Origin of the sequence: Thalassobacillus pellis, from assembly GCF_016908295.1 — a bacterium.
Taxonomy (GTDB): domain Bacteria; phylum Bacillota; class Bacilli; order Bacillales; family Halobacillaceae; genus Thalassobacillus; species Thalassobacillus pellis.
Genome location: NZ_JAFBDO010000005.1, coordinates 184,944 through 205,534 on the forward strand (window position 1 = coordinate 184,944; position 20,591 = coordinate 205,534).

Genomic DNA, 20,591 nt, shown 5'->3' on the forward strand with positions numbered 1-20,591 from the left:
ATTTCCAGTAAATTTTTACTAGAATCTATAGTTGAGATTATAGGAGTGATTAATCTATGGTTTGGAAACAGAAGCATTTCCACGAATTAGATAGAAAGGAACTCTATAAGATTTTGCAAATACGCGTAAATATATTTGTTGTAGAGCAGAACTGCCCATATCCCGAACTTGACGGGTATGATGAGGATGCAATCCATTTGTGGATGGAGGAAGGGGACGATATTGCTGCCTACTGCCGGCTTGTCCCTGGTGGCACGAAATATGAACTCCCTTCGATTGGCAGAGTACTCGTCCATAAAGAATACCGTGGAAATGGTTACGCACGTACGCTAATGGAAAAGGCCCTAGCCGTTTTGGAAGAACAGTGGAAGGAGAAGGGAATTTTTCTGCAAGGGCAGGAACACTTGAGGGGTTTCTATCAATCCTGTGGTTTCCAGCCAGTTTCAGACGTTTATCTCGATGATGGTATTCCCCATGTGGATATGATTAAGAAAAGCGATACCCAGTGAATACCAGATAGATAGAGGGCTAGTCGATTTGCTTGTTTTTTCTGCACATTAATAAAGACTGTCGGGGGTTGCCGGCAGTCTTATAGGCTTTAATATTTGAATGCAGCCGCACCGATGATGATCAATAAAATAAACAGTACGACAATCAACGCGAAACCGCCGTAATAGCCTCCGCGCCGTCCATAACCACATCCGTAGTAACCGTACATGAACTCCCACCTCCTTTGAATATAAAAGGGAGTATTTCACTCTCTACCGTTAATTTATGTGGTTATAGCTGAAGTGCCTGGGCTGGAGTGAATGATAGGTATGCGTAAGATAGCCAATTTATGGGTATTCTTTTAATAGGGAAGCGCTGTTTAACTTTGCTTGCTGGCAGTGGGAAAGCTGGAGCATTCTATGTTCTTTTCTTAGTGTCAGCACTCCAAGTTCAACAGGTTATATTAATTGGAGTAGAACAGAAAGGAGAGAGGAAAAATGGCTGAAATAAAACAAGCTCCTGGGCGTTTTTATGTGGGCAGCGAAAATGATGCGGATGCCGAAATAACCTTTAATGAAAAAGGCAATTCCAACTATGTCATTGCTTCTACAGTGGTGAATGACAAACTGCAGGGTGAGGGAATCGGTTCTCAATTGGTACATCGAGTGGTGGAACATGCCAGACAGCAGGACAAGAAAATTGAACCAGCGTGCAGCTTTGCCAGGAAAAAATTCGAAGATACTCCGGAATATGAGGATGTCTGGGAAAAATAGGTCATGCCCCCCCTAAGAAAAAAGGGGGTCTTTTGTTTGGTTTTAAAATTTAGCGTTTAATTCCATTTAACGGGAGGTAGTGTATATAAACAACGAAAGATAAATAAAACCCTGCGTTATATATTTTGTAAGGAGGATTTATATGGTACAACAGACAACACAGCCACAACAGCCCAAGACATCTCAACAAGCGGAACAAGAGCAGAAAAACAGCAAGCTGCTAATGGGCATCATGGTCGGTGCATTAGCTGGAGGGGCGTTGGCGCTGATCGATTCCACGACCCGTACTAGAGTAAAACAAGGTACATCCAATGCAAAAAATACCATCACACAAATTGCCAGCGACGTAAAAGAAGATCCGTCCGGTACAAAAAGTCAAGTTTTAGAGCGCGTGCAGGATACATCCCGTATTTTGCGTGAAGCGGTTAACGACCTCCGTAGCATATATGAAAAAGCTACCGGAGATATTGCCGGAAAAGTGAATGAAGTTCAGGAGGATTCCAAAGAGGCAATTGCAGCAACCAAAGAAGCCGGCGAACAATTGCAGGAAGTTGGCGATAAGGTAAAGGAAGCGAAGGAAGAGTTGGTGACTGAGAATGATGCAGAGAATCAGGAAAATAAAAATCAATCAGTGAATCCTTAAATGACAAATCCCCGGATGCCAGGCATCCGGGGATTTGTTTTTAATGGAAGTCTCTTGAATTTTCTAAACTACGGCTGGTGATAGCATAGCCGACGATCGTCACAATTGCCGTGAGAAAAAAATAAAGTGTCCCTTTTTTCATAAAAAGCTACCTCCTCGTGCAGGATTGTTTACTTAGATTAAAATGGTCGGATTTTTCCTTTTTTAAGGAACAATTTCGGGCCGCCAAGCATCAGGATATAACGGTTATCGACGACTTTCTTCATGGATGCCGCCGTTTTGCCATATAGCTTCTTATCGGAGAAGACTGTACCCATGGCATCTGACTTGCCTAGTGATGCAACAACCCCTTTGTTATCGAACACGAATGGCTCAAGCGATTCTCCGTGCAGCAATGCTTTGATGTTGTTGGCGCAAGTTGTTGCATGCTGGATAGCACCTTGTGCATTAGGCGGGTAAGGCTTGCCGTCTTCTTTATTCATAACCCATGCACAATCGCCTAATACAAAGATATTCTCATTGCCAGGTGCCTGCAGTGTATCCTCCACAGTCACTTTACCTTTCGTCAGCTCAAAGCCGGATTCACCAAGGACAGAGTTACCAGTGACACCGCCTGTCCAAACAATGGTTCCTGCTTTGATTTCTTCCTCATCATTGATGACGAAAGCATCTTCCTTACATTCGGAAATTTTTGCACCTTCACGAAATTCGACGCCTCGTTCCTGAAGAGACTTTCGAGCATAATCGACGAGATCTTCGTCAAACCCCGGCATGATGGACGGCGCTGCTTCAACGTTAATGATTCTGGCTTTAGCAGGGTCGATGTCGTATTTCCTGCATAGCTTTGGTACTTTTTCTGCCAGCTCACCGACAAATTCAATGCCAGTAAATCCGCCGCCTCCAACCAGAATATTAAGACTGTGGTCTTCCGCATTTTCTTCATTGTTATATTTAGCAAATTGATATTCAATATGCTCGTTGATATGACGGCAGGAATCCACATCCTGGATAAAGAATGCATTCTCTTTCATACCTTTGATACCGAACGTGTTTGTCTCAAACCCTAGAGCTACAACAAGGTAGTCGTATTCCAACTCGCCGTTTTCCAGTTCTACACGCTTCTCATCTTTCTTAACTTTTACGACGGAATCATAAACCAGCCGTACCCTGTCAGGGTTGATAACATCGCTGATCATCACCCTGGCCTGATTGGTATTGATAGTGCCCGCAGCTACTTCATGGAGCCATGTTGTCTGGTAATGATAATTGTGTTTGTTCACAAGTACGATCTCTGCTTCTTCTGGGTTGAGCTTTTGCGTCAAACGCTTAGTCGTCATCATACCGGCATAGCCAGCACCCAAGACGACAATTCTTGGTTTGTTCGTGTTCATTGTGCATGCTCCTTCCACTATGAATTCATCTCAACTATCAATGATAGCAGAGTCTTTCCTATTGTACTAATATTTGCTGGAAGAACTTTTTCCAATATTTTTCCTATAGTAAAATTCCCCCGTATTTACCCTTTTAAACTATAGGCTGTATCTGTGTGTCTGCTGTTAAAAGTCAGCTTTATAAAGCCTTGATGAAGTTTCACGTGCATTTGTTTGTGGTACAGGAAGGTTAGTCTTTCTAAAAAAATAGGGTTACAATATAAATTTTAAATACCAGGAGAGTGGGAGTCATTGAAAGCAATGATCATTGCAAATCCTTCATCAGGAAAAGAAAATGGTTTAGAATATATTGAGAAAATTGAAGCAGTACTAAGAGAAAAAGGTTATGAATCAACTGTCAGTCAAACGGAAAAGGAACTGGATGCGACGAGATTTTGCCAAGGAGCTTGCGCGGAAGAATATGAACTGGTCGTTTCCCTGGGCGGTGATGGTACGTTGAATGAAACGATCAATGGGCTTGTTGACCAGACCCACCGTCCGAAGTTAGGAATCGTACCGACAGGGACAGTCAATGACTTTGCCAGGGCTTTGAATATTCCACTTGATCCGGATAAAGCTATTGAACTTCTCGGCTCGGATGAATCAAAGAAGGTGGATATCGGGAAATTCAATGATCGTTACTTTGTCAATATTGTAGCCGTCGGTGCTATCGCAGAAGCGACTTATGATGTGACACCAGAACAGAAAACAAAGCTTGGCCCGCTTGCCTATGTATTAGAAGGGATTAAAGAATTAACGACGAATAACACATACCCGCTGACAATCGAATACGATGATAAAAGATGGGAAGGTGATTCCTTTCTATTCTTAGCCGCACTGACACGTTCTACCGGAGGTTTCGAGAACCTTGCACCGGAAGCGGAAGTGGATGATGGTGTCCTCCATTGCTACGTCATCAAGCATGTCAACATGATTCGTCTGGCATCAATTGTCACCGCTATTCTTAGAGGAAACCTGAAGGATGAAGAAAAAGTAGAATATTTTACAGCAAAGCAGCTTCGGGTGTCATCATCAGAATCATTGGTAACAAATGTCGATGGGGAACAAGGGGAAAAACTCCCTGTTGAACTTGAGGTGAAAAGCGGTCATATCGAAGTAATTGTGCCTGAGGAGCATAAAGGGTAAGCTAAGAGAAGCATTTTCAGGATGCTTCTCTTTTTCTGAAGTGTTAGCGTATTCTCTGATACAGAGGAGGTTGTCTGTTGAAAAAAGCGGATGTAGATGATTACTTAAAAAATGGTATTTATGGCAGTAAAGTAACAAAGCCGTCCGAGCGAAAGAAATATCTTGGTACGATAAGGGAGCGGATTTTGCTTGCTTTGACGAAAGGGCAGGTTATGCAAGGGCGGGGAATAGAGGAATTAGCAAATACCATGAAACAGCATAAAGATGCGAAATTACTGCTGAATGGTAAAGTCAACTATCGATTTTTAAGAGAGTACAGAAGTTTAGCGAATAAGCATGGTGTTTCCCATACGACTATCTCCAATCAGCAAGCAAAAACGGATATCGGAGCAGTGCTAACGCTGGATTACGCCATAGACAGGGAAAAGATCCACCTGGAAGAAAAAGAAGTGGAGACAGAAGAAAAAAAGAAAGGGCTGAAAGGTTTTTTGAAATCACTTTTCACCCCCATAAGGTAAGTGCTGCAAGGTGTTTCCATTAGATGGAAGTGCCTTTTTTTATACATTTTTTACTAAGGGACCCAACGGTGTTGTGAGAATTTTATAGTCTTAGTATAAGAAAACTCGCACATTCACAAAGGAATGAATACGAATTTTTCCAATGGCACGAGAATTTAATAATTAGAAAGAATGAAGCTGCCCCTAAATGGACAGCCTTCACGTATCAGTGGGATTCTGCTGGTTTTGTTTTCGCCTGTTCACGCTTTTTCATTCGTTTAGTCAAAAAGCCGCCTTTGAATGTGCGTGGCTCAAAGGAAACAACGAACGCTTTTGGATCCATTCTGTCAATAATGTCCATAAATTCACGCTCCCGATTTCGTTTTGCTAATACATCGAGGCGGTAACGATGATCTTCAATGCCTTCACCGATATACGTCGTCACTCCGAAACCGGATGCCCTTAACGTCTTGACCAGTTCCTCATTCCGGGTCATCAGGTTCACCTGAAACGTAACATATCCAATTTGGAGTTTTGTTTCCAGAATACTTCCTAAAAATAAACCGCAACCAAAACCGAGAGCGTAGGCGACCATGTTCCATATATTGGATAAATCACTGAATACAAGCCCTAAAGAGATTACATATATGAACCCCTCAAAAATGCCGATGAAAGCAGCAATATTACGAATACCTTTTACGACGAGAATGGTCCGGATCGTAACGATTGGCACGAGGACCAGCTGTGCGACAAAAATGATTAACGCATCCAAGTATACTCACTCCTATGTAATGACTTAATAGCTATAATATCTAATTACCTCGCAGAAGATGTTAAAAACATTTTTTATGTAAATAGTCTATGACAAAAAACCTGAACAACGGGTACTTCCCATTGTTCAGGTTTCCTATTCATTCTTCTTATAGGGTTTTTGCTTTCTGGTTAAAGCAGCGATCATAAATCCATACGTAATCTTTTTCTTTTAAGTCCCGTGGATTACCAACTGTTTGTGGATCTTTCATCGCTTCTTTAGCAAAACGGGTGTTTTGGTCAGTCGGTACTCCTTGTTCTTCAAGTGTGGGGACATCAAGGTCATCAACCAGATCATACATCCAGTTGACTGCTGCTTTGGCTGCTTTTTCCGTAGTCATATCGCTGGTGTTAATTCCGAATGCCTGTGCCATGCGTGCGAATTTTTCAGGGTTGCCTTTCCAGTTGAATTCCATTACAGGTCCCATCATTGCCGCTACACATTGTCCGTGGGCAACCGGTATGATTCCGCCGAGTGTCTGGCTCATCGCATGTGCAGCCCCTGCTGATTCACTGCCATAGGAAAGGCCGGCAAGCATTGCAGCCTGTGCCATACCATAACGTGCCTCCAAGTCTTCCCCGTCAGCATAGGCACGTCTGATATATTTGGCGCCATATTCCATGGCCATCAATGCTACAGCGTCAGTAATTGGCTGGGCGAATTTCATCGTATAGCACTCGATTGCATGTGCTAATGCATCAATCCCCGTCATCGCCGTTACATGAGGAGGCATAGACACATGCAGCTTCGGATCGATGATAGTCAAGTGGGCGGCAATCAAAGGCCCGCCTGTGTTAAATTTAAATTCACGGTCTTCATCTGTGATGACTGCCCATTGGGTTACTTCTGAACCGGTACCCGCTGTAGTCGGTATGGTGGTAAGCGGAGGAATCCGGTTTTCTAAAGGCTTTTTGCCTTCTGCTGCTTCATAATCAAGGACAGATCCTTCGTGGGAAGCTTCTACACCAATTCCTTTTGCCGTGTCCATAGAGCTTCCTCCCCCGACAGCTACAAGCCCGTCACAGCCTTCTTCTTTAAACTTTTTGGAACCTTCATTTACGAGACGAACCGGTGGGTTAGGCTCGACCTTATTAAATACGACTACATCAATACCGGATTCTTTTAGGCTGCTGACAACCGGGTCAGTAACGCCTGCTTCGTAAATGCCAGGGTCAGTGACAAGCAACGCTTTTGTTACGCCAAGACTTTTCACTTCTTCACCGACGTAATTGATTGCCCCAATCCCATGTTTGATGGCAGTTGGGATTTCAAACTGGTGGAAATTCATCATTTGTTCGACTTTCATGTTTAAACTCATGTTCAAACCTCCTGTAGTAGAAAAAATTATCCGATTTTGTGTGTGAGAAAATAAAAATAAAAAGTTATTCGAACCAATGGATCGGTTCGGGGTTACGGTTTCTGAAAATATGCTTCGTTTCCTGGTATTCTTCCAGTCCGGCATGACCAAGTTCTCGGCCTAGCCCGGATTGTTTGTAGCCCCCCCATGGTGCTTGTGCAAAGTAAGGGTGGAAATCATTGATCCACACAGTACCCATTCGCAGTTTAGATGCTGCCCATTCAGCCTTACCAATATCTGTAGACCATACTGCTCCTGCTAGTCCGTAAATAGTACTGTTTGCTCGCTCTACTGCTTCCTCTTTAGTTGAGAATTTTTCAATAGTCAGGACAGGACCAAAGACCTCTTCCTGAACGATTTTCATATCAGAACGGCAATGAGTGAAAATGGTTGGCAGGTAAAAGAAACCGTTCTGAAGTTCTTCCTGGTCCGGACGTTTTCCACCTAGGATAAGTTCTGCACCTTCTTGTTTGCCGGTTTCTACATATTCTTCCACTTTGGCGCGGTGTTCTGCTGAAATCAGCGGACCACTTTGGGTATCTTCATCGAACCCGTTACCAAGCTTGATATTTTTGGCCCGCTTCACAAGTTCATCGACAAAGGAATCGTGGATGCTTTCCTCTACAAGCAGTCTTGCTCCAGCTGAACATACCTGACCGGCATGGAAGAAGACTGCGTTCATTGCCTGATCTACTGCTGTTTCGAAATCAGCATCAGCAAAAACGATGTTCGGGTTTTTGCCGCCTAATTCGAGTGCGATTTTCTTCACATTGGTGCTTGCTGCCTGCATAATCTTTTTGCCTGTTTTTATGCCCCCGGTAAAAGAGATCAAGTCGACATCGGTATTTTTAGATAATTCACTTCCTACATTGTAGCCAGGTCCAAGCACCAGGTTTACAACTCCTTTTGGTACTCCTGCCTGTTCCATTAACTCAAAGATTTTCACGGTTGTCAGTGGTGTGATTTCACTTGGCTTGACCACAATGGTATTACCTGCAGCAAGAGCAGGGGCGATTTTCCAGGACGCTTGCAGGAGCGGGTAGTTCCATGGAGAGATCTGACCGCAGACCCCAACTGGCTCTTTTACTACCTTACTTTCAGAATCAGGAAGCGGGGAAGAAATGATACTTCCACCATCTTTATCGGCGATTCCGGCAAAATACAGGAAGACATTGGCGATATCGTTCATATCGGCACGGCTTTCCTCTAATGTTTTACCGGTATCGAGTGTTTCCAGCTTTGCTAATTCTTCTTTATATTTTCTAATCAGGTGAGCGATTCGATAGACGACCTCTCCCCGTTCATTAGCGGGAGTAACGGGCCATTCTCCCTGATCGAACGCTTTTCTGGCTGCCTCGATTGCCTGTTTGGAATCACGTTCATCCCCTTCGGCAGTAATCGCTACAATTTCTTGATCGAAAGGACTAATGATGTCACGCGTGTTTTTAGATACAGCTTCAACCCATTCACCATTGATATACATTTTTTGTTGTTCCACACGCTTCACTCCTTTGCTTTCTTATTTGTTAAATTTGTTAAGAAAAAACTTAATGTTTTTAACGATCTTTAAGCTAACACGAAAAAAAAACTTTGTCAAAATGAAAAAAAGATTAAAATTCTTATATTCACTGATGCAACAGGGGGGGGAAGAAAATTTTATTTTTTTTGTGTTTTGACATAAGCTAAATATTCGTTAAGATAAAGTTTGTAAAGAAAAAACTTAACAAACTGAACCTTGGAAATAGGGGGGTAGTAATGACAGACAAAAAGAACGAGGAAGCTAAAGCATCGATAGAAGATGCAAAAGCACGCGTAATTGATTCGATTGCTGAAACCATGGATCTGTATGGAGTGACACGCAGCGCAGGGACACTTTATGGAACCATGTATTTTGAGAAAGATATGACCCTAGATGAAATGCGGGAAAAACTGGGCATGAGCAAACCGAGTATGAGTACGGGGGTTAAGAAACTCGAGGACTATAATATTGTGAAGAAAACTTTTAGAAAAGGGACAAGGAAGCATACGTTTGTAGCTGAAAAAGATTTCTTCCGTTTCTTTGAAAATTACTTCACGAAAAAATGGATTCGAGAAGCAAAAATTAATCTTGAAGCGATTGAACAGTCCCAGAAAGAATTAATCAGGGTTATAGAGTCTGAGAATGTTGAAGATGACTTAAAGCAGGAAGCCGAAGAATACTTTCAGCAGATGGAAGCTTCCAAGCCTTATTATCATTGGCTGCAAAAATTAGTTGCTGCTATTGAAAATGGTGACTTATTCGATTATTTACCTGTTGATCAGGAAGAATAGCTGCGTAGACCCTGGCATAACGAGTTTATGCTGAGGGAATACGCACGTCCGTTATAATTTACGGAAAATTCATAATATTCAAACTTCAGAGGTGATGCTAGTGTTAGAGAGTAATAAAGAGAGCTTTTGGAAAAAGAATGCACCCGTATTATTTCTTGTAGCGTTATTTGCCATTATTCTTATTTATATTGCTGCAACCAACAAAGACATCCATTGGGGCGGTTTCATTGGAATGATTGCCTTCTATGCCCTTGTCTACTATATTGGTGCTTTTTATGCCGGTAAAAAATCCAATACACTTGGAGATATGATGGTTGCAAAGCGTAGTCTCCCGTTAGGTGTCGCTATGTTCACGATGGCAGCGACATGGGTAGGAGGAGGATACATCAATGGAACGGCTGAATTCACCTATAGTGATGGCCTTGTTTGGGCACAGGCTCCTTGGGGATATGCCCTGAGTCTTATTATAGGCGGTATTTTCTATGCAAGAAAAATGCGCCGCTACGAATTTATGACAATCATCGACCCATTGGAGCAAAGGTTTGGCAAGAAGATGGCAGGTGTTCTGTATATCCCTGCTTTATTAGGAGAATTATTCTGGAGTGCAGCGATACTTACTGCACTTGGAACTACCTTTGGAACAATTCTTAATATCGATTTTACGACCTCTATCATACTATCCGGGATAATTGCTGTCGCGTATACGGTTCTAGGAGGAATGTGGGCTGTTGCTTATACAGACTTATTCCAGATGGCTGTACTCTTGCTCGGCTTGTTCCTGATTGTACCATTCGCACTGGGGCAGGCTGGCGGTCTTGAGTCAGCATGGAGCAACTATTCTGCTGAGCTGGGCTCTTATGCCCAATTGTTTCCGCCAATCAATGGCTGGCAGGATCCAGCCTGGGGCAACTGGTATTGGAATTGGATTGACTATGCTTTACTGCTGATTTTCGGTGGAATTGCCTGGCAGGTTTATTTCCAGCGTGTGCTTTCAGCAAAGAATGAAAAAACTGCTATGTGGCTGTCTATTTTTGCGGGAATCATCTGCCTAATTGCTGCAGTCCCTGCTGTAATAATTGGAGTTATTGGATTTAATGTCGACTGGGCAGGCATGGGATTGCCGGCTCCAGAGAATGCTGCCGTCATTTTGCCGCACGTACTCCGTTACTTGACCCCGGAAATTGTTGCTGCCATAGGGTTGGGTGGACTTGCTGCAGCAGTGATGTCATCCATGGATTCTTCTATTTTATCTGCATCTTCCATGGCTTCCTGGAATATTTACCGCCCACTTATCAACCCGAAGGCCAGTGATGATAAACTGAAAAAAGTAATCAAAAGGACAATCATTTTCATTGGGGTAGGGGCTATGATCATTGCCCTTAATGTTAAAAGTGTCTACACGCTCTGGTATTTGGCGTCAGATCTTGTCTATACTGTGTTGTTTCCACAATTGACTATGGCGCTTTTTTATAAGAATGCGAATCTGTACGGGTCCATTGCGGGGTTTGCAGTAGCTGTCTTCCTGCGGTTGGGAGGCGGCGAGCCGTCACTTGGACTATCGCCATTCCTTCCTTATCCCATGATGACTGATGAGGGAATTGTATTATTCCCTTTCCGTACTCTTGCTTGTATTTCAGCTTTTATATTTATTTTTGCTGTATCTGAACTTACGAAGAAAAAGTGCAAACCTAGGCCCTTAAAGCTTCCTAGTGAAAAAGAAGAGACTGCCAAGGCCAGCTGACAGCTCCAATATGGCTGCCTGTGCTTTGTCCTGACTTTTACAATAAGGTCAAAGATTGAGCAGGCAGTCTTTTCCACGTTTAATAGGGAAATAATTTAAACATTAGAGAGGATTATTTCCTGGGGAATATTGTAGAGAGATGAAAAGAATTGTAAAATAAAAGCACAATGTTAAAAGTGGGTGGATGGATGGACATCAGAAAAATGCAATATCTAATTCAGTTACAGACAATGTCAGCGATCAGGGGGCAAAGTACCTCAACTATGACAGATAGTGTAATGAACTTGGCTTTTCAAAGTGTTTTGGAAGCGGCCATGTCTAATGTTACTGCAGAGGCGAGGCCATCTCGGCAATTGACCAGCTTGAATGCTTTTCAGCCTAAGCCGGTCCAGGTGACTTATGCACCGGATAACAGTATACCAAAAGCAGAAAGCAGTTCTGGCATTGACAAGCTTATTGAAACAGCTGGAGAAAAGTATGGTGTCGCACAAAATCTGATCCGTTCTGTCATAAAAAATGAATCAAATTTCAACCCACTGGCAGAAAGCCATGCAGGCGCCCAGGGATTGATGCAGTTAATGCCTGGCACAGCCAGATGGCTTGGAGTGGAAAATGCATTTGATCCCGCTCAAAATATCATGGGCGGCACAAAATACTTAAAGCAAATGCTTGATCGTTATAGTGGAAATACTGAATTAGCCCTGGCAGCTTACAATGCTGGCCCAGGGAACGTGGATAAATACGGGGGAATCCCGCCGTTTGATGAAACACAAAACTATGTTAGAAAAGTGATGGCTCATATATAAAGAAGAAGGCTGGCGAACGCGATTTCTACATAAGCCAGCCTTCTTCTTTTTATTTGTCGGAGTCCAACTGTTTACTCATTTCTATATATTTCACAAAAACACTGGACAGTTCTTTCAATCGATTGATGACATCCTCATCAATCAGTTCACCTTGTGTGGAGAAATGGCTAGTGTGCGTATAAACGTAATTCGGAGTTACAAGGCAGCGGAAATAATTCAATATCGGCTTGAGCTGGTTCTCGATAACCAGATGATGCTGCAGGGTGCCTCCATTTGCCACGATGGAAACTGGTTTATATCGCATGGCTAATGGAGAAAGTCCATCGAAAAGGTTCTTCAAAGTACCAGGGATCGAACCCTGGAAAATCGGCGTTGCAATGATGTATGCATCTGCTTCCTCGACGTGGCTGATCAGTTTCTGCATGTCTTCATTGTATTGATCGTTCGGACGACCATCGATGAATTGCATTTCATAATCAGAAAGGTTGATGATGTTTGTTTCATATTTGTCCGAAATGTCATTTATATATTTCTCTGTTGCTTCCAGAAGTGTCTTTGTTTTGTCACCGACAATAGTGCCGTTGATTAATGCTACTTTCATCTCTTACATCTCCTTTACGCAAACTGAAAAGCTTTGATTTTTTTGCATAATCCATTGATAATGTTAAACGAAAGCCGGGAAATTCGCAATTATCGTCATTCGAATACATGAGGACCAACCATTAGAAAAACAATTCAAGAAAAAAGAATGACAAGGAGCTGACTGCATTGATCAGAATATGGAAACGCGTGAAATTCCTATTTAACCTAAAAAGATCGCTCCCTTTCCTGAAGGATTTTTTCCTTTCAAACGAAATCAGCCGATTGAAAAAAGTCATATCGGTGAGTTTTGTTTTAGCCTATTTGTTAATTCCATTTGATTTGATTCCGGACTTTTTGACAGTGCTGGGAATCGTTGATGACGTCACCATTTTCACCCTTGTTTTTCAGCAGATTGTTAAAATGGCACCACAGACCCTTAGGGAAAAGCATGGGCTATAGGAAGGTTTAAATGGCTTGTTAAACAGGGTACATGGTGTAGTGAAAGGAAAATTATGCAAGGAGTGATAGGATGAGTGACGTAATATTTACTACCACAGCAACAGCCAAGGGCGGACGTGACGGTCATGTAAAATCTGAAGACGGCCTTATTGACTTTAATGTCGTCATGCCTGGGGAAGATAAGAGTGAAACTGGCACCAATCCCGAACAACTATTTGCAGCTGCCTATGCCACATGCTATGACGGAGCATTGAATCTTGTGGCAGATAAAAAGAAAAAGGATATTGACTCCACGTTGACTGCAGATGTCAGTCTTTTAAAGGACCCAGAAGATAATGGTTTTAAAATTGGTGTAGTCCTGCATGTAGAAATTAATGGTGTTTCCCAAGAAGAAGCGGAAGAGCTGGCACAGGAAGCGCACAAAGTTTGCCCATATTCAAAAGCGACACGAGGCAATATTGAAGTTGAATTGAAGCCCAAAGCAGTATAAATAACATTAAAAAACGTGAGCTGCTAGTAAGAGGCCATTGAAAACTGAATTTTTAGAAAAGGCACCATTTAAAAAACGGTCTCTATGGAGTTTGATATCCATACAGACCGTTTTGTCTTTGTCCTATTTTTATAAGATGGGCGGCGGTAAATAAAACTCTCTGCTTTCCTGTAAGGCTGTGCTTGCGGCAAGCATCAGCCGGTAAACGATCTAGAGAGCATATTTTCACGCTGAGCGAGCGTATTTTGGAAGCGGGCGAGCATATTTTCATTCTGGGCGAACGTATTTTGGCAAAGGACGAGCATATTCCACCGCTGGGCGAGCATATTCTGTTCAGCGAGCATCTCCTGCCGTGAGAATCAACGAAAAGTTTTTAACAGTTCCTTTAATTATAAGGGCTTTTTCAGTAAAAGGAGGTATTTGATGACTTATCCACGCTCATTTTCCCATATTGGGTTGACTGTCCCAGATATAGAGAAAGCATACAAATTTTATACAGAAGTCATGGGATGGTATACGGTAATGGAGCCGACGGAAATTATAGAGGATGAAAGTCCTGTAGGCGTTATGTGCAAAGATGTATTCGGCAAGGGCTGGGAGAAATTGTGGATTGCCCATTTATCGACAGCTGACAAGGTAGGTATTGAATTATTCCAGTTTCCTGAAAATGAAGGGAGCGGAAATGACTTCACTTATCAGAAAACAGGTATCTTCCATTATTGTGTACAGGACCCTGATTTGGAAGGCTTGCTTGGAAAAATTGTAGACTACGGCGGAAAACAGAAAATGCCAGTCAGATATTACTACCCAGATGAGAAACCGTATAGGATGGTCTATTGTGAAGACCCATTTGGAAATTTAGTTGAAATATACAGCCATAGCTATGAGATGACTTATTCCGATACACCATGAATCTTATGCTATGATGAAAATAAAGAGGTGGCGGTAATGAATATTACAGATAGGGCAAGGGATCTTTTGGATGATATCCTACACGAACAAAAAGGCAGCTGTATAAGGGTATATTTTGCAGGTTACGAACAAGGTGAACCCCAGCTTGGGGTAACATTTGCTGATCCGGAGGCAGATGATGAATTAACGAATATCAACGAGATTCCAGTCGCTATCGATCAGCGTATTATCCATCTGACGGAAAACCTTACCTTAGATGGACAGCCGTCACCAGATGGCCCAGAATTCAGCTGGAAATAACCGAAAGACTAGAAAGCTGGATTGCGTATAATCGCAGTCCAGCTTTCTTTCGTAAGGGGGAGACTCTTTTGTCAGTTGCAGTATTTATAAGTGATTGGAAAACACCTCTTTCTAATGCATTGGAGGAGCGAATTAGGGGGTTGATTGGGAAGGATAAGCCATTGATTGGTTACATACCTTCCCGGACTGATGAAGAACGCAGGTATTTTTACCCGATCAAACAACAATTTGACAGGCTTGGTGCAGCAGGCTATGTATATTGTGATGTTGATAAAGCGTTTGACCCTTTTGTATTGGGGAATTTATATAATTGTAAGGCAATCTTTCTATCAGGCGGAAATACATTCCATTTTTTAACTGTACTAAAATCAAATGGCATGATCGAATGGCTGAAAAAATATGCCGAGGATGGAGGGGTGCTCATCGGTCTAAGTGCAGGCGGAATGATCATGACAGCTGATATCCTGGCTGCAGAATTCGTTGATGCAAAATATTTACCTGAATCAAGCATGGAAAAAAGTGAATATGGCGGGATCGGGCTGGCTGATTTTCATTTCTATCCCCATTGGGAAGGGTCGAAGAATCAGCTTTGTGCTGTCGAGGAATTAAAAAAACTAACTTCTTCCCCTGTTATTGCATGTCCAGACGGGAGTGGAATGGTTATTATGGGGGACCGATTTGAATTCTACGGCAATCTCATCGAATTTTAGAGGAGGAAACCCGTTATGACAGAGAGTGTCATTGTTATTGCTGTTGTGTTGATTCTATTAGTGGTAAGCATGAGCTACCTTGTCCGCGCCAAAAGGAAGCGAATGGACTCGGCAGCAGCGGCTGAGCGTGAAATGGAAAAGGATCGAAATCAACAACGTCCACCTATGCCTTAATGAATTCAGTAAAACAAAAAAGGGGCTGACCTGATAAGTCTGTCTAGACTTTCGGTCAGCCCTTGTATTGTATACATCAGATAGCCCCTCTGTTGTAAAGATTAAAGGAACAATGTCAGAATTTGTTTAGCTAAATAAAGTGTAAGTAATAAGCAGATCAAGGTACTGATCCAAATGATGTGGTAAAGGTATGTTTTCAGGGAAGTGGCTGTCTCTTGAGTCTGCTGGGTTTGAGTATTTAGTTCCTGACTACGATTATTTTTGATGATATACCCGATTAAGATAAACAACACGACTGTAACTGGGTTCAGCTGCCCTTCCTTGAAAAGCTGTGTCAATGCTTTGTCATATAGTAGGGTAATGGGATCTGCTACAAGGCTGCCAGGATTAATAAAAGAAGGGTTGATTGATTGGTAGTACGGGGAAGTGGGGGATACTTGCAAGGAAGAGGAAGGTGTATTTATTTCTTTGGTATCAGAGGAGCTGGTATATGTCAATTCTTGGCTGTTTGATTTCTCTGTATTATCTGGTGAGTCATCGACAGGCATTGCGCCCTCGAGTTCCAAAGAGTTGGCGGGAGACTGGCTGGACGCTTGGACATGGTCAGGGGAGTCTGCAACCGACTGATCTGCACTGTTAACAGCATCACCAAAAATCAGGCCTGTACCTAAAGCGACAACAACGAGAAATGATTTCATTGTCATATCAAGACCTCCCTTTGCTTGGTATACTATAAATATATCATAAAATTCTGACAATATTATTGGGAAACAAGGAGGCTGTTTTTGGTGTAAAATGGCTCTTTCTGGGACGAGGTTGGGAAAAATTTCTAAACAGGTATTTATTTATGGAAGATTACTAGAAAAGTATGGTATCGAAGAAAAAAGGAGATAATTCCATTTACAGAGTTATGCCAATATATTTCCATTCCATCATTAGCTTCAAAATGTTCAGAGAAAAACCGTCTCCGATAAGACGGTTAAGGGGAATATGTCTGTTCTATATTTAAGATTGGATGTGCCAGTCTGGATAGTCTGAATCATTACCTGCAACATCGGCATACGAATTCCCTGCAGCAAACATAAATAATACGCCAATGATAAGCAGCAGCTTTTTCATACGATGACCCCCTTCCCCTTGAAATTGTTTTGGGATGCTATTTTAAAGTATTGGGCGGCAAGTTTATACTTTTTGTTATCAAAATGAATAGCACCCAATAGCTTTAAAGCGTCACTTCGCTCGGCCGTTTCATTCACTTGATCAAAGTAAGGGATGATTTCCTCCGTCAGCAGCTGGATGAAGGCTTCTTCCGTATGGGTCCCTTCTATTTGATTAAGCAGCATCATGTGTTTATACATATATTTCTTGTCATCGTACTTTGTGGCCATGATATAGCCCATTTCAGAGAATTCTTTGGCTTTAGCCAGTTCATCCTGGGATTTTGAGTGGAGCGCGAGTAGATACAATGTATTTGTAGCATTAATGTTTTCCTGCTCCTTCAGTGCAAGTGCGGTTTCTAAGTAATCGGACGCTTCACTGTACTGATTATTGTTTATGCAGATATAACCGAGATTATGATAAACTCTGGCCTTAATCACATTCGTCAAATACCCGTTTGCGGAATGGAGAATTTTGTGGAAGTATTCTTCTGCGATTTCGTAAACATGAAGCAGATTGTAGTTGATGGCAATCAACATGCAGCACTCAATTACTTTTGTATAGTTCAGGGTAGTTTGATACATATCCAATGCTTTTTGAGCATAGATTATCGATTCAGCAAAATTACCGAGCTTGCTGTAGACGAGTGCGATGTGATAATACAACTCGCTATCATCTATCGGCAAATCAATGATAGTAGCCTTCGCCAGTTTCAGTTCATCTAGTGCTTTATCCAGTTCATGCTCACTTAAATGGTAGATTCCTAATATTTTGTGGTAGTAGTATTTAAATTCGAGGTTGGACGTTTCTGCCATGTTATGAAGTATGATCAAGGTTTCCTGAGGATTAGAGAGAATGTTTAGAGTGAAGGCATACCTGAATTCGAAAATCATATAAAGGTTGTTCAAATCAATATGGAAATTGTAACGAAGTGATTCTGTGACTGATTGATAGATGTCTTTCATGGTGGTAAAATCTTTCCTCTTGATTGAATCGTGCCAGCTATGCAAGCGTTCATAAATAACATTGTCAAAAGTATCGTTAAGTGAGCTTAACTCCAGACCAAGCCGTTTCCCGAGCAAGTCGTAGATCTCATCGCTGGGCTTAATGGATTCATGTTCTATCTTACTCAAATAGGAAACAGAACAAATACCATACGCAAGATCCTCCTGAGTCATCTGCTGCATGATCCTTTGTTGCTTGATAAGCAGGCCCTTTATGATGATTTCCCCCTTTAGGTTTTTTCAAAATTATAGCATAGGAATAGCAGGATGTGTTTTTTTCGACAAAAATAGAACGAAACAATGGAAACCTCTTCCATTCCGCTAAAATAGGTGGAAAAATTTGAGAACATATAATTATTAGAATATTGTTAGATATATAATTAAAATTTGTAAATTCGTATAGAAATAGGAGGAATTTTAATGAATTTCGATACTTTGGATCATCCATATCCATCGCGGCGATATACTGTATACGGAACGAAAGGAATGGTAGCGACATCGCAGCCGCTCGCAGCCAAGGCCGGCCTGTAAATTCTTAAGGGACAAGCTTTCTGCTGATAGAAAAGATGAACGTCCATCCGGCGTTCGTCATCCTGTTATCCCTTGTTTACGGCGGACTTTATTTAGGATAACATGAGAGAGCATATACAATGTAGAAAACATATGTGCTTACATAGCGGGCGATATGCCCTGAACCAAGAAAATTATCAACAAAAGAGGTTAGATCATCATGCTTGCAACTGGACATCAGGTTATGGGTTTTACATTTGGAATGATTACGATAACGATGCTGCAAAATTTCAGCATAGCGCCTGGCGATACAATGGATGTTATCCTGTTTTTTGTATTTGTTTTGTTTGGATCGCTGCTTCCGGATATCGATACACCGAGATCACGCCTTGGAAATAAATTCTGGCGGGGACTGGTGCTGGTATTTCTGCTGATCCTGCTCGCTTATCTCTTTTTTCCAGAGGTGCTGAATACATATCGGGATGAGATGAAAATTTTTGTTTGGATGATGATTCCTGTATTTGTTATGATCCAAGGCCACCGGAAAATGACACATTCTTTCCTTTTCCTAATCGTTCTTTGGGGTTACTGCCAAATCATTGTACAATTTCTTGGAGTCCCATGGTTTTTTCTCTACGGACTATTGGCAGGGGCAGTCTCCCATCTGGCAGGAGATTATTTAACTAAAAGGGGGATCCCCCTTTTTTATCCAATATCAAAAAAATATTTTCGGTTTCTGTTTACATTCCGGACAGGATCCAATATCGAAAAAATCATCGTAACAGTACTTGTCGTCTACAATGTTTGGGTCCTTATTTTAAAGACCACTTAATAGGCAAAAAACTATTGACTTATTGGAAAATACAGGATATCATTTTTTCAATTAAATAATTTGCGCGATGACGGAGAATAGTAGGTGGGAGAACCTTCTAAGCAGAGAGTTGATGGCTGGTGAAAATCAACAAAGGCTGACATTGAATGGACTCCGGAGCGTTCATCCTGAAATTTTAGTAGGGATGACGGATTTTCTACCGATACAAGGAAGTCCATAGTGACAGCTGTGGAAAAGTGCGCATGCATATGCGAATTTAGGTGGCACCACGGGAGTTCTCGTCCTTATTTCTAGGGCGGGGGCTTTTTTTGTATTTCAAGCTTTATAGTGAAAGCAGCACCTTTCACAACTCGGCGGCAGTGTCATATTAAAAAATGTTTGGGGAGGAGTGAGAGCAATGAAGCGGAGGACCATTACCGGAGTAAAGCCGACTGGAACACCACATATCGGTAACTATATCGGCGCTATCAAACCGGCAATTGACCTGTCTAAAAATAATAGCAGGGAATGTTTTTATTTCATCGCTGACTTACATGCGCTGAATTCCATTTACAAAAGGGCTGAACTGAAACAATTGACGTATGAGGTGGCTGCAACCTGGCTTGCTTTAGGCCTGGACACGGAGGAGTCTTTATTTTACCGACAGTCGGATATACCCGAGCTGGTTCAGCTTCAATGGGTTCTCAGTGCAGCTACAAGTAAAGGGCTGATGAACCGTGCTCATGCTTATAAAGCCAAGGTGGCAGAAAATCAGGCAGATGGAAAAGAGGAGGATGACGGCGTCAACATGGGGTTGTTCAATTATCCGATTATGATGGCTGCGGACATATTGATGTTCCAGTCTGACGACGTTCCGGTGGGCAAAGATAATATTCAGCATATTGAGATGGCAAGGGATATCGCACAATCTTTCAACAGAAATTACGGCTATACTTTCAAGCTTCCGGAGGCTGTCATTGCTGAGGATACGGCGGTTATCCCTGGTACGGATGGCAGGAAAATGAGCAAAAGCTATGGGAACACGATCCCGATTTTTACCGAAGAAAAAGAATTGGAAAAACGGATAAAGCGAATTCGGACGGATTCAACCGCGCCTGACGAACCTAAAGACACGAAAGGATCGACCTTGTTTGAATTATACAGGGCATTTGCGACCAAGGTTGAAACGAAACAGATGAGTGAAGCTTTTGCAAGTGGAATTGGGTATGGAACAGTGAAGCAAGAGCTGTTTATGGTTATGAACCGTGAACTGAGCGGGCCGCGAAAGGAATTTCATACCCTGCTTAAAGACAAAGTAATAATCGATCGCCTGCTTACAAAAGGGAAAGAAAAAGTACAGCCGGTTGCAAATTTGATGATGGAGGAGGTTTATCGCAAAATAGGTTTAACATAATTTCCATTCCCGTTGGGTAAAAGAGGACTTACTGGTAAAACTAAACCCACTACCGTTAATGGAA

Annotated in this window: 25 protein-coding genes, 1 pseudogene and 1 other annotated feature; of the genes and pseudogenes, 18 read left to right on the forward strand and 8 right to left on the reverse strand. The window is 42.1% G+C overall.

The window, feature by feature from the left end; all coding sequences use genetic code 11:
* The first annotated feature begins 56 nt into the window (after positions 1-56).
* The gene (locus tag JOC33_RS15875; protein ID WP_205093523.1) at positions 57-509 is read left to right on the forward strand and encodes a GNAT family N-acetyltransferase; all 453 of its coding nucleotides are present in this window, start codon (positions 57-59) and stop codon (positions 507-509) included.
* 89 nt (positions 510-598) lie between these two features.
* Here JOC33_RS15875 and JOC33_RS15880 read toward each other — a convergent pair whose 3' ends face one another.
* On the reverse strand, positions 599-718 hold the full coding sequence (locus tag JOC33_RS15880) for a YjcZ family sporulation protein (protein WP_205093524.1): 120 nt from the start codon (positions 716-718) through the stop codon (positions 599-601).
* A 268-nt stretch (positions 719-986) separates the two neighbouring features.
* Here JOC33_RS15880 and JOC33_RS15885 point away from each other — a divergent pair, with 268 nt between their 5' ends.
* Both JOC33_RS15885 and JOC33_RS15890 read left to right on the forward strand, forming a co-directional pair.
* Positions 987-1,262, forward strand: coding sequence for a GNAT family N-acetyltransferase (locus tag JOC33_RS15885; protein WP_205093525.1), 276 nt, complete (start codon positions 987-989; stop codon positions 1,260-1,262).
* 142 nt (positions 1,263-1,404) lie between these two features.
* Positions 1,405-1,905: a YtxH domain-containing protein gene (locus JOC33_RS15890; RefSeq protein ID WP_205093526.1), complete on the forward strand. Its 501-nt coding sequence runs from the start codon at positions 1,405-1,407 to the stop codon at positions 1,903-1,905.
* Positions 1,906-2,084: 179 nt separating this feature from the next.
* Here the strand turns inward: JOC33_RS15890 and JOC33_RS15895 are convergent, their stop codons facing one another.
* On the reverse strand, positions 2,085-3,296 hold the full coding sequence (locus JOC33_RS15895; RefSeq protein ID WP_205093527.1) for an NAD(P)/FAD-dependent oxidoreductase: 1,212 nt from the start codon (positions 3,294-3,296) through the stop codon (positions 2,085-2,087).
* A 300-nt stretch (positions 3,297-3,596) separates the two neighbouring features.
* Between JOC33_RS15895 and JOC33_RS15900 the strand changes: the two genes are divergently transcribed.
* On the forward strand, positions 3,597-4,481 hold the full coding sequence (locus JOC33_RS15900; protein ID WP_205093612.1) for a diacylglycerol/lipid kinase family protein: 885 nt from the start codon (positions 3,597-3,599) through the stop codon (positions 4,479-4,481).
* Positions 4,482-4,558: 77 nt separating this feature from the next.
* Entirely contained in the window at positions 4,559-4,999 is a 441-nt protein-coding gene (locus JOC33_RS15905) for a YueI family protein (RefSeq protein ID WP_205093528.1), read from the forward strand.
* A gap of 205 nt (positions 5,000-5,204) precedes the next feature.
* Here JOC33_RS15905 and JOC33_RS15910 read toward each other — a convergent pair whose 3' ends face one another.
* The 3 genes from JOC33_RS15910 to betB all read right to left on the reverse strand — a co-directional run bounded on the left by JOC33_RS15910 (position 5,205) and on the right by betB (position 8,629).
* A complete protein-coding gene (locus tag JOC33_RS15910) occupies positions 5,205-5,750 on the reverse strand; it encodes a DUF2179 domain-containing protein (protein ID WP_205093529.1) in 546 nt (181 codons plus the stop codon).
* 148 nt (positions 5,751-5,898) lie between these two features.
* The gene (locus JOC33_RS15915) at positions 5,899-7,107 is read right to left on the reverse strand and encodes an iron-containing alcohol dehydrogenase (RefSeq protein ID WP_205093530.1); all 1,209 of its coding nucleotides are present in this window, start codon (positions 7,105-7,107) and stop codon (positions 5,899-5,901) included.
* Between the two features lie 64 nt (positions 7,108-7,171).
* A complete protein-coding gene (betB, locus tag JOC33_RS15920; protein WP_205093613.1) occupies positions 7,172-8,629 on the reverse strand; it encodes a betaine-aldehyde dehydrogenase in 1,458 nt (485 codons plus the stop codon).
* Between the two features lie 272 nt (positions 8,630-8,901).
* Here betB and cudC point away from each other — a divergent pair, with 272 nt between their 5' ends.
* The 3 genes from cudC to JOC33_RS20600 all read left to right on the forward strand — a co-directional run bounded on the left by cudC (position 8,902) and on the right by JOC33_RS20600 (position 12,003).
* A complete protein-coding gene (gene cudC, locus JOC33_RS15925; protein WP_205093531.1) occupies positions 8,902-9,456 on the forward strand; it encodes a choline uptake/conversion transcriptional regulator CudC in 555 nt (184 codons plus the stop codon).
* A gap of 94 nt (positions 9,457-9,550) precedes the next feature.
* Complete coding sequence (locus tag JOC33_RS15930) at positions 9,551-11,197, forward strand: high affinity choline transporter 1 (protein ID WP_205093532.1); 1,647 nt, start codon at positions 9,551-9,553, stop codon at positions 11,195-11,197.
* A 188-nt stretch (positions 11,198-11,385) separates the two neighbouring features.
* On the forward strand, positions 11,386-12,003 hold the full coding sequence (locus JOC33_RS20600; protein WP_205093533.1) for a lytic transglycosylase domain-containing protein: 618 nt from the start codon (positions 11,386-11,388) through the stop codon (positions 12,001-12,003).
* Between the two features lie 49 nt (positions 12,004-12,052).
* Here JOC33_RS20600 and JOC33_RS15940 read toward each other — a convergent pair whose 3' ends face one another.
* Entirely contained in the window at positions 12,053-12,604 is a 552-nt protein-coding gene (locus JOC33_RS15940; protein WP_205093534.1) for an NADPH-dependent FMN reductase, read from the reverse strand.
* A 167-nt stretch (positions 12,605-12,771) separates the two neighbouring features.
* On the opposite strand from JOC33_RS15940, the gene JOC33_RS15945 reads away from it, so the two are divergent.
* The 7 genes from JOC33_RS15945 (at position 12,772) to JOC33_RS15975 (ending at position 15,630) form a co-directional block, all read left to right on the forward strand.
* A complete protein-coding gene (locus JOC33_RS15945) occupies positions 12,772-13,044 on the forward strand; it encodes a YkvA family protein (protein WP_239534248.1) in 273 nt (90 codons plus the stop codon).
* 70 nt (positions 13,045-13,114) lie between these two features.
* On the forward strand, positions 13,115-13,534 hold the full coding sequence (locus tag JOC33_RS15950; protein WP_205093535.1) for an organic hydroperoxide resistance protein: 420 nt from the start codon (positions 13,115-13,117) through the stop codon (positions 13,532-13,534).
* Between the two features lie 182 nt (positions 13,535-13,716).
* Positions 13,717-13,890, forward strand: a complete 174-nt coding sequence (locus tag JOC33_RS15955; RefSeq protein ID WP_205093536.1) for a hypothetical protein — start codon at positions 13,717-13,719, stop codon at positions 13,888-13,890.
* A 67-nt stretch (positions 13,891-13,957) separates the two neighbouring features.
* Positions 13,958-14,446, forward strand: a complete 489-nt coding sequence (locus tag JOC33_RS15960) for a lactoylglutathione lyase family protein (protein ID WP_205093537.1) — start codon at positions 13,958-13,960, stop codon at positions 14,444-14,446.
* A 36-nt stretch (positions 14,447-14,482) separates the two neighbouring features.
* Positions 14,483-14,746: an iron-sulfur cluster assembly accessory protein gene (locus JOC33_RS15965; RefSeq protein WP_205093538.1), complete on the forward strand. Its 264-nt coding sequence runs from the start codon at positions 14,483-14,485 to the stop codon at positions 14,744-14,746.
* A gap of 68 nt (positions 14,747-14,814) precedes the next feature.
* The gene (locus tag JOC33_RS15970) at positions 14,815-15,456 is read left to right on the forward strand and encodes a Type 1 glutamine amidotransferase-like domain-containing protein (protein ID WP_205093539.1); all 642 of its coding nucleotides are present in this window, start codon (positions 14,815-14,817) and stop codon (positions 15,454-15,456) included.
* Positions 15,457-15,471: 15 nt separating this feature from the next.
* Positions 15,472-15,630, forward strand: a complete 159-nt coding sequence (locus JOC33_RS15975) for a hypothetical protein (RefSeq protein WP_205093540.1) — start codon at positions 15,472-15,474, stop codon at positions 15,628-15,630.
* Positions 15,631-15,731: 101 nt separating this feature from the next.
* Here JOC33_RS15975 and JOC33_RS15980 read toward each other — a convergent pair whose 3' ends face one another.
* Positions 15,732-16,334, reverse strand: a complete 603-nt coding sequence (locus JOC33_RS15980) for a hypothetical protein (protein WP_205093541.1) — start codon at positions 16,332-16,334, stop codon at positions 15,732-15,734.
* Positions 16,335-16,745: 411 nt separating this feature from the next.
* Positions 16,746-18,014: a helix-turn-helix domain-containing protein gene (locus JOC33_RS15985; protein WP_338054544.1), complete on the reverse strand. Its 1,269-nt coding sequence runs from the start codon at positions 18,012-18,014 to the stop codon at positions 16,746-16,748.
* A gap of 198 nt (positions 18,015-18,212) precedes the next feature.
* On the opposite strand from JOC33_RS15985, the pseudogene JOC33_RS15990 reads away from it, so the two are divergent.
* From JOC33_RS15990 to JOC33_RS16000, 3 genes and pseudogenes are all read left to right on the forward strand, one after another.
* Positions 18,213-18,320: pseudogene (locus JOC33_RS15990) on the forward strand (gamma-glutamyltransferase); the annotation flags it as partial.
* Between the two features lie 202 nt (positions 18,321-18,522).
* Positions 18,523-19,134, forward strand: coding sequence for a metal-dependent hydrolase (locus JOC33_RS15995; protein ID WP_205093543.1), 612 nt, complete (start codon positions 18,523-18,525; stop codon positions 19,132-19,134).
* Between the two features lie 58 nt (positions 19,135-19,192).
* Positions 19,193-19,423, forward strand: a binding site (T-box leader).
* A gap of 108 nt (positions 19,424-19,531) precedes the next feature.
* On the forward strand, positions 19,532-20,527 hold the full coding sequence (locus JOC33_RS16000; protein WP_205093544.1) for a tryptophan--tRNA ligase: 996 nt from the start codon (positions 19,532-19,534) through the stop codon (positions 20,525-20,527).
* The last annotated feature ends 64 nt before the right edge of the window (positions 20,528-20,591 follow it).

What these genes read in the sequence shown, in the direction of transcription:
- JOC33_RS16000 (WP_205093544.1), top strand. Translation starts at nt 19,532, where the DNA reads ATGAAGCGGAGGACCATTACCGGAGTAAAGCCGACTGGAACACCACAT.
- JOC33_RS15950 (WP_205093535.1), top strand. Translation starts at nt 13,115, where the DNA reads ATGAGTGACGTAATATTTACTACCACAGCAACAGCCAAGGGCGGACGT.
- JOC33_RS15960 (WP_205093537.1), top strand. Translation starts at nt 13,958, where the DNA reads ATGACTTATCCACGCTCATTTTCCCATATTGGGTTGACTGTCCCAGAT.
- cudC (WP_205093531.1), top strand. Translation starts at nt 8,902, where the DNA reads ATGACAGACAAAAAGAACGAGGAAGCTAAAGCATCGATAGAAGATGCA.
- JOC33_RS15895 (WP_205093527.1), bottom strand. Translation starts at nt 3,296, where the DNA reads ATGAACACGAACAAACCAAGAATTGTCGTCTTGGGTGCTGGCTATGCC.
- JOC33_RS15875 (WP_205093523.1), top strand. Translation starts at nt 57, where the DNA reads ATGGTTTGGAAACAGAAGCATTTCCACGAATTAGATAGAAAGGAACTC.
- JOC33_RS20600 (WP_205093533.1), top strand. Translation starts at nt 11,386, where the DNA reads ATGGACATCAGAAAAATGCAATATCTAATTCAGTTACAGACAATGTCA.
- JOC33_RS15975 (WP_205093540.1), top strand. Translation starts at nt 15,472, where the DNA reads ATGACAGAGAGTGTCATTGTTATTGCTGTTGTGTTGATTCTATTAGTG.
- betB (WP_205093613.1), bottom strand. Translation starts at nt 8,629, where the DNA reads ATGTATATCAATGGTGAATGGGTTGAAGCTGTATCTAAAAACACGCGT.
- JOC33_RS15965 (WP_205093538.1), top strand. Translation starts at nt 14,483, where the DNA reads ATGAATATTACAGATAGGGCAAGGGATCTTTTGGATGATATCCTACAC.
- JOC33_RS15995 (WP_205093543.1), top strand. Translation starts at nt 18,523, where the DNA reads ATGCTTGCAACTGGACATCAGGTTATGGGTTTTACATTTGGAATGATT.
- JOC33_RS15940 (WP_205093534.1), bottom strand. Translation starts at nt 12,604, where the DNA reads ATGAAAGTAGCATTAATCAACGGCACTATTGTCGGTGACAAAACAAAG.
- JOC33_RS15900 (WP_205093612.1), top strand. Translation starts at nt 3,597, where the DNA reads ATGATCATTGCAAATCCTTCATCAGGAAAAGAAAATGGTTTAGAATAT.
- JOC33_RS15915 (WP_205093530.1), bottom strand. Translation starts at nt 7,107, where the DNA reads ATGAGTTTAAACATGAAAGTCGAACAAATGATGAATTTCCACCAGTTT.
- JOC33_RS15980 (WP_205093541.1), bottom strand. Translation starts at nt 16,334, where the DNA reads ATGACAATGAAATCATTTCTCGTTGTTGTCGCTTTAGGTACAGGCCTG.
- JOC33_RS15885 (WP_205093525.1), top strand. Translation starts at nt 987, where the DNA reads ATGGCTGAAATAAAACAAGCTCCTGGGCGTTTTTATGTGGGCAGCGAA.
- JOC33_RS15880 (WP_205093524.1), bottom strand. Translation starts at nt 718, where the DNA reads ATGTACGGTTACTACGGATGTGGTTATGGACGGCGCGGAGGCTATTAC.
- JOC33_RS15930 (WP_205093532.1), top strand. Translation starts at nt 9,551, where the DNA reads ATGCTAGTGTTAGAGAGTAATAAAGAGAGCTTTTGGAAAAAGAATGCA.
- JOC33_RS15890 (WP_205093526.1), top strand. Translation starts at nt 1,405, where the DNA reads ATGGTACAACAGACAACACAGCCACAACAGCCCAAGACATCTCAACAA.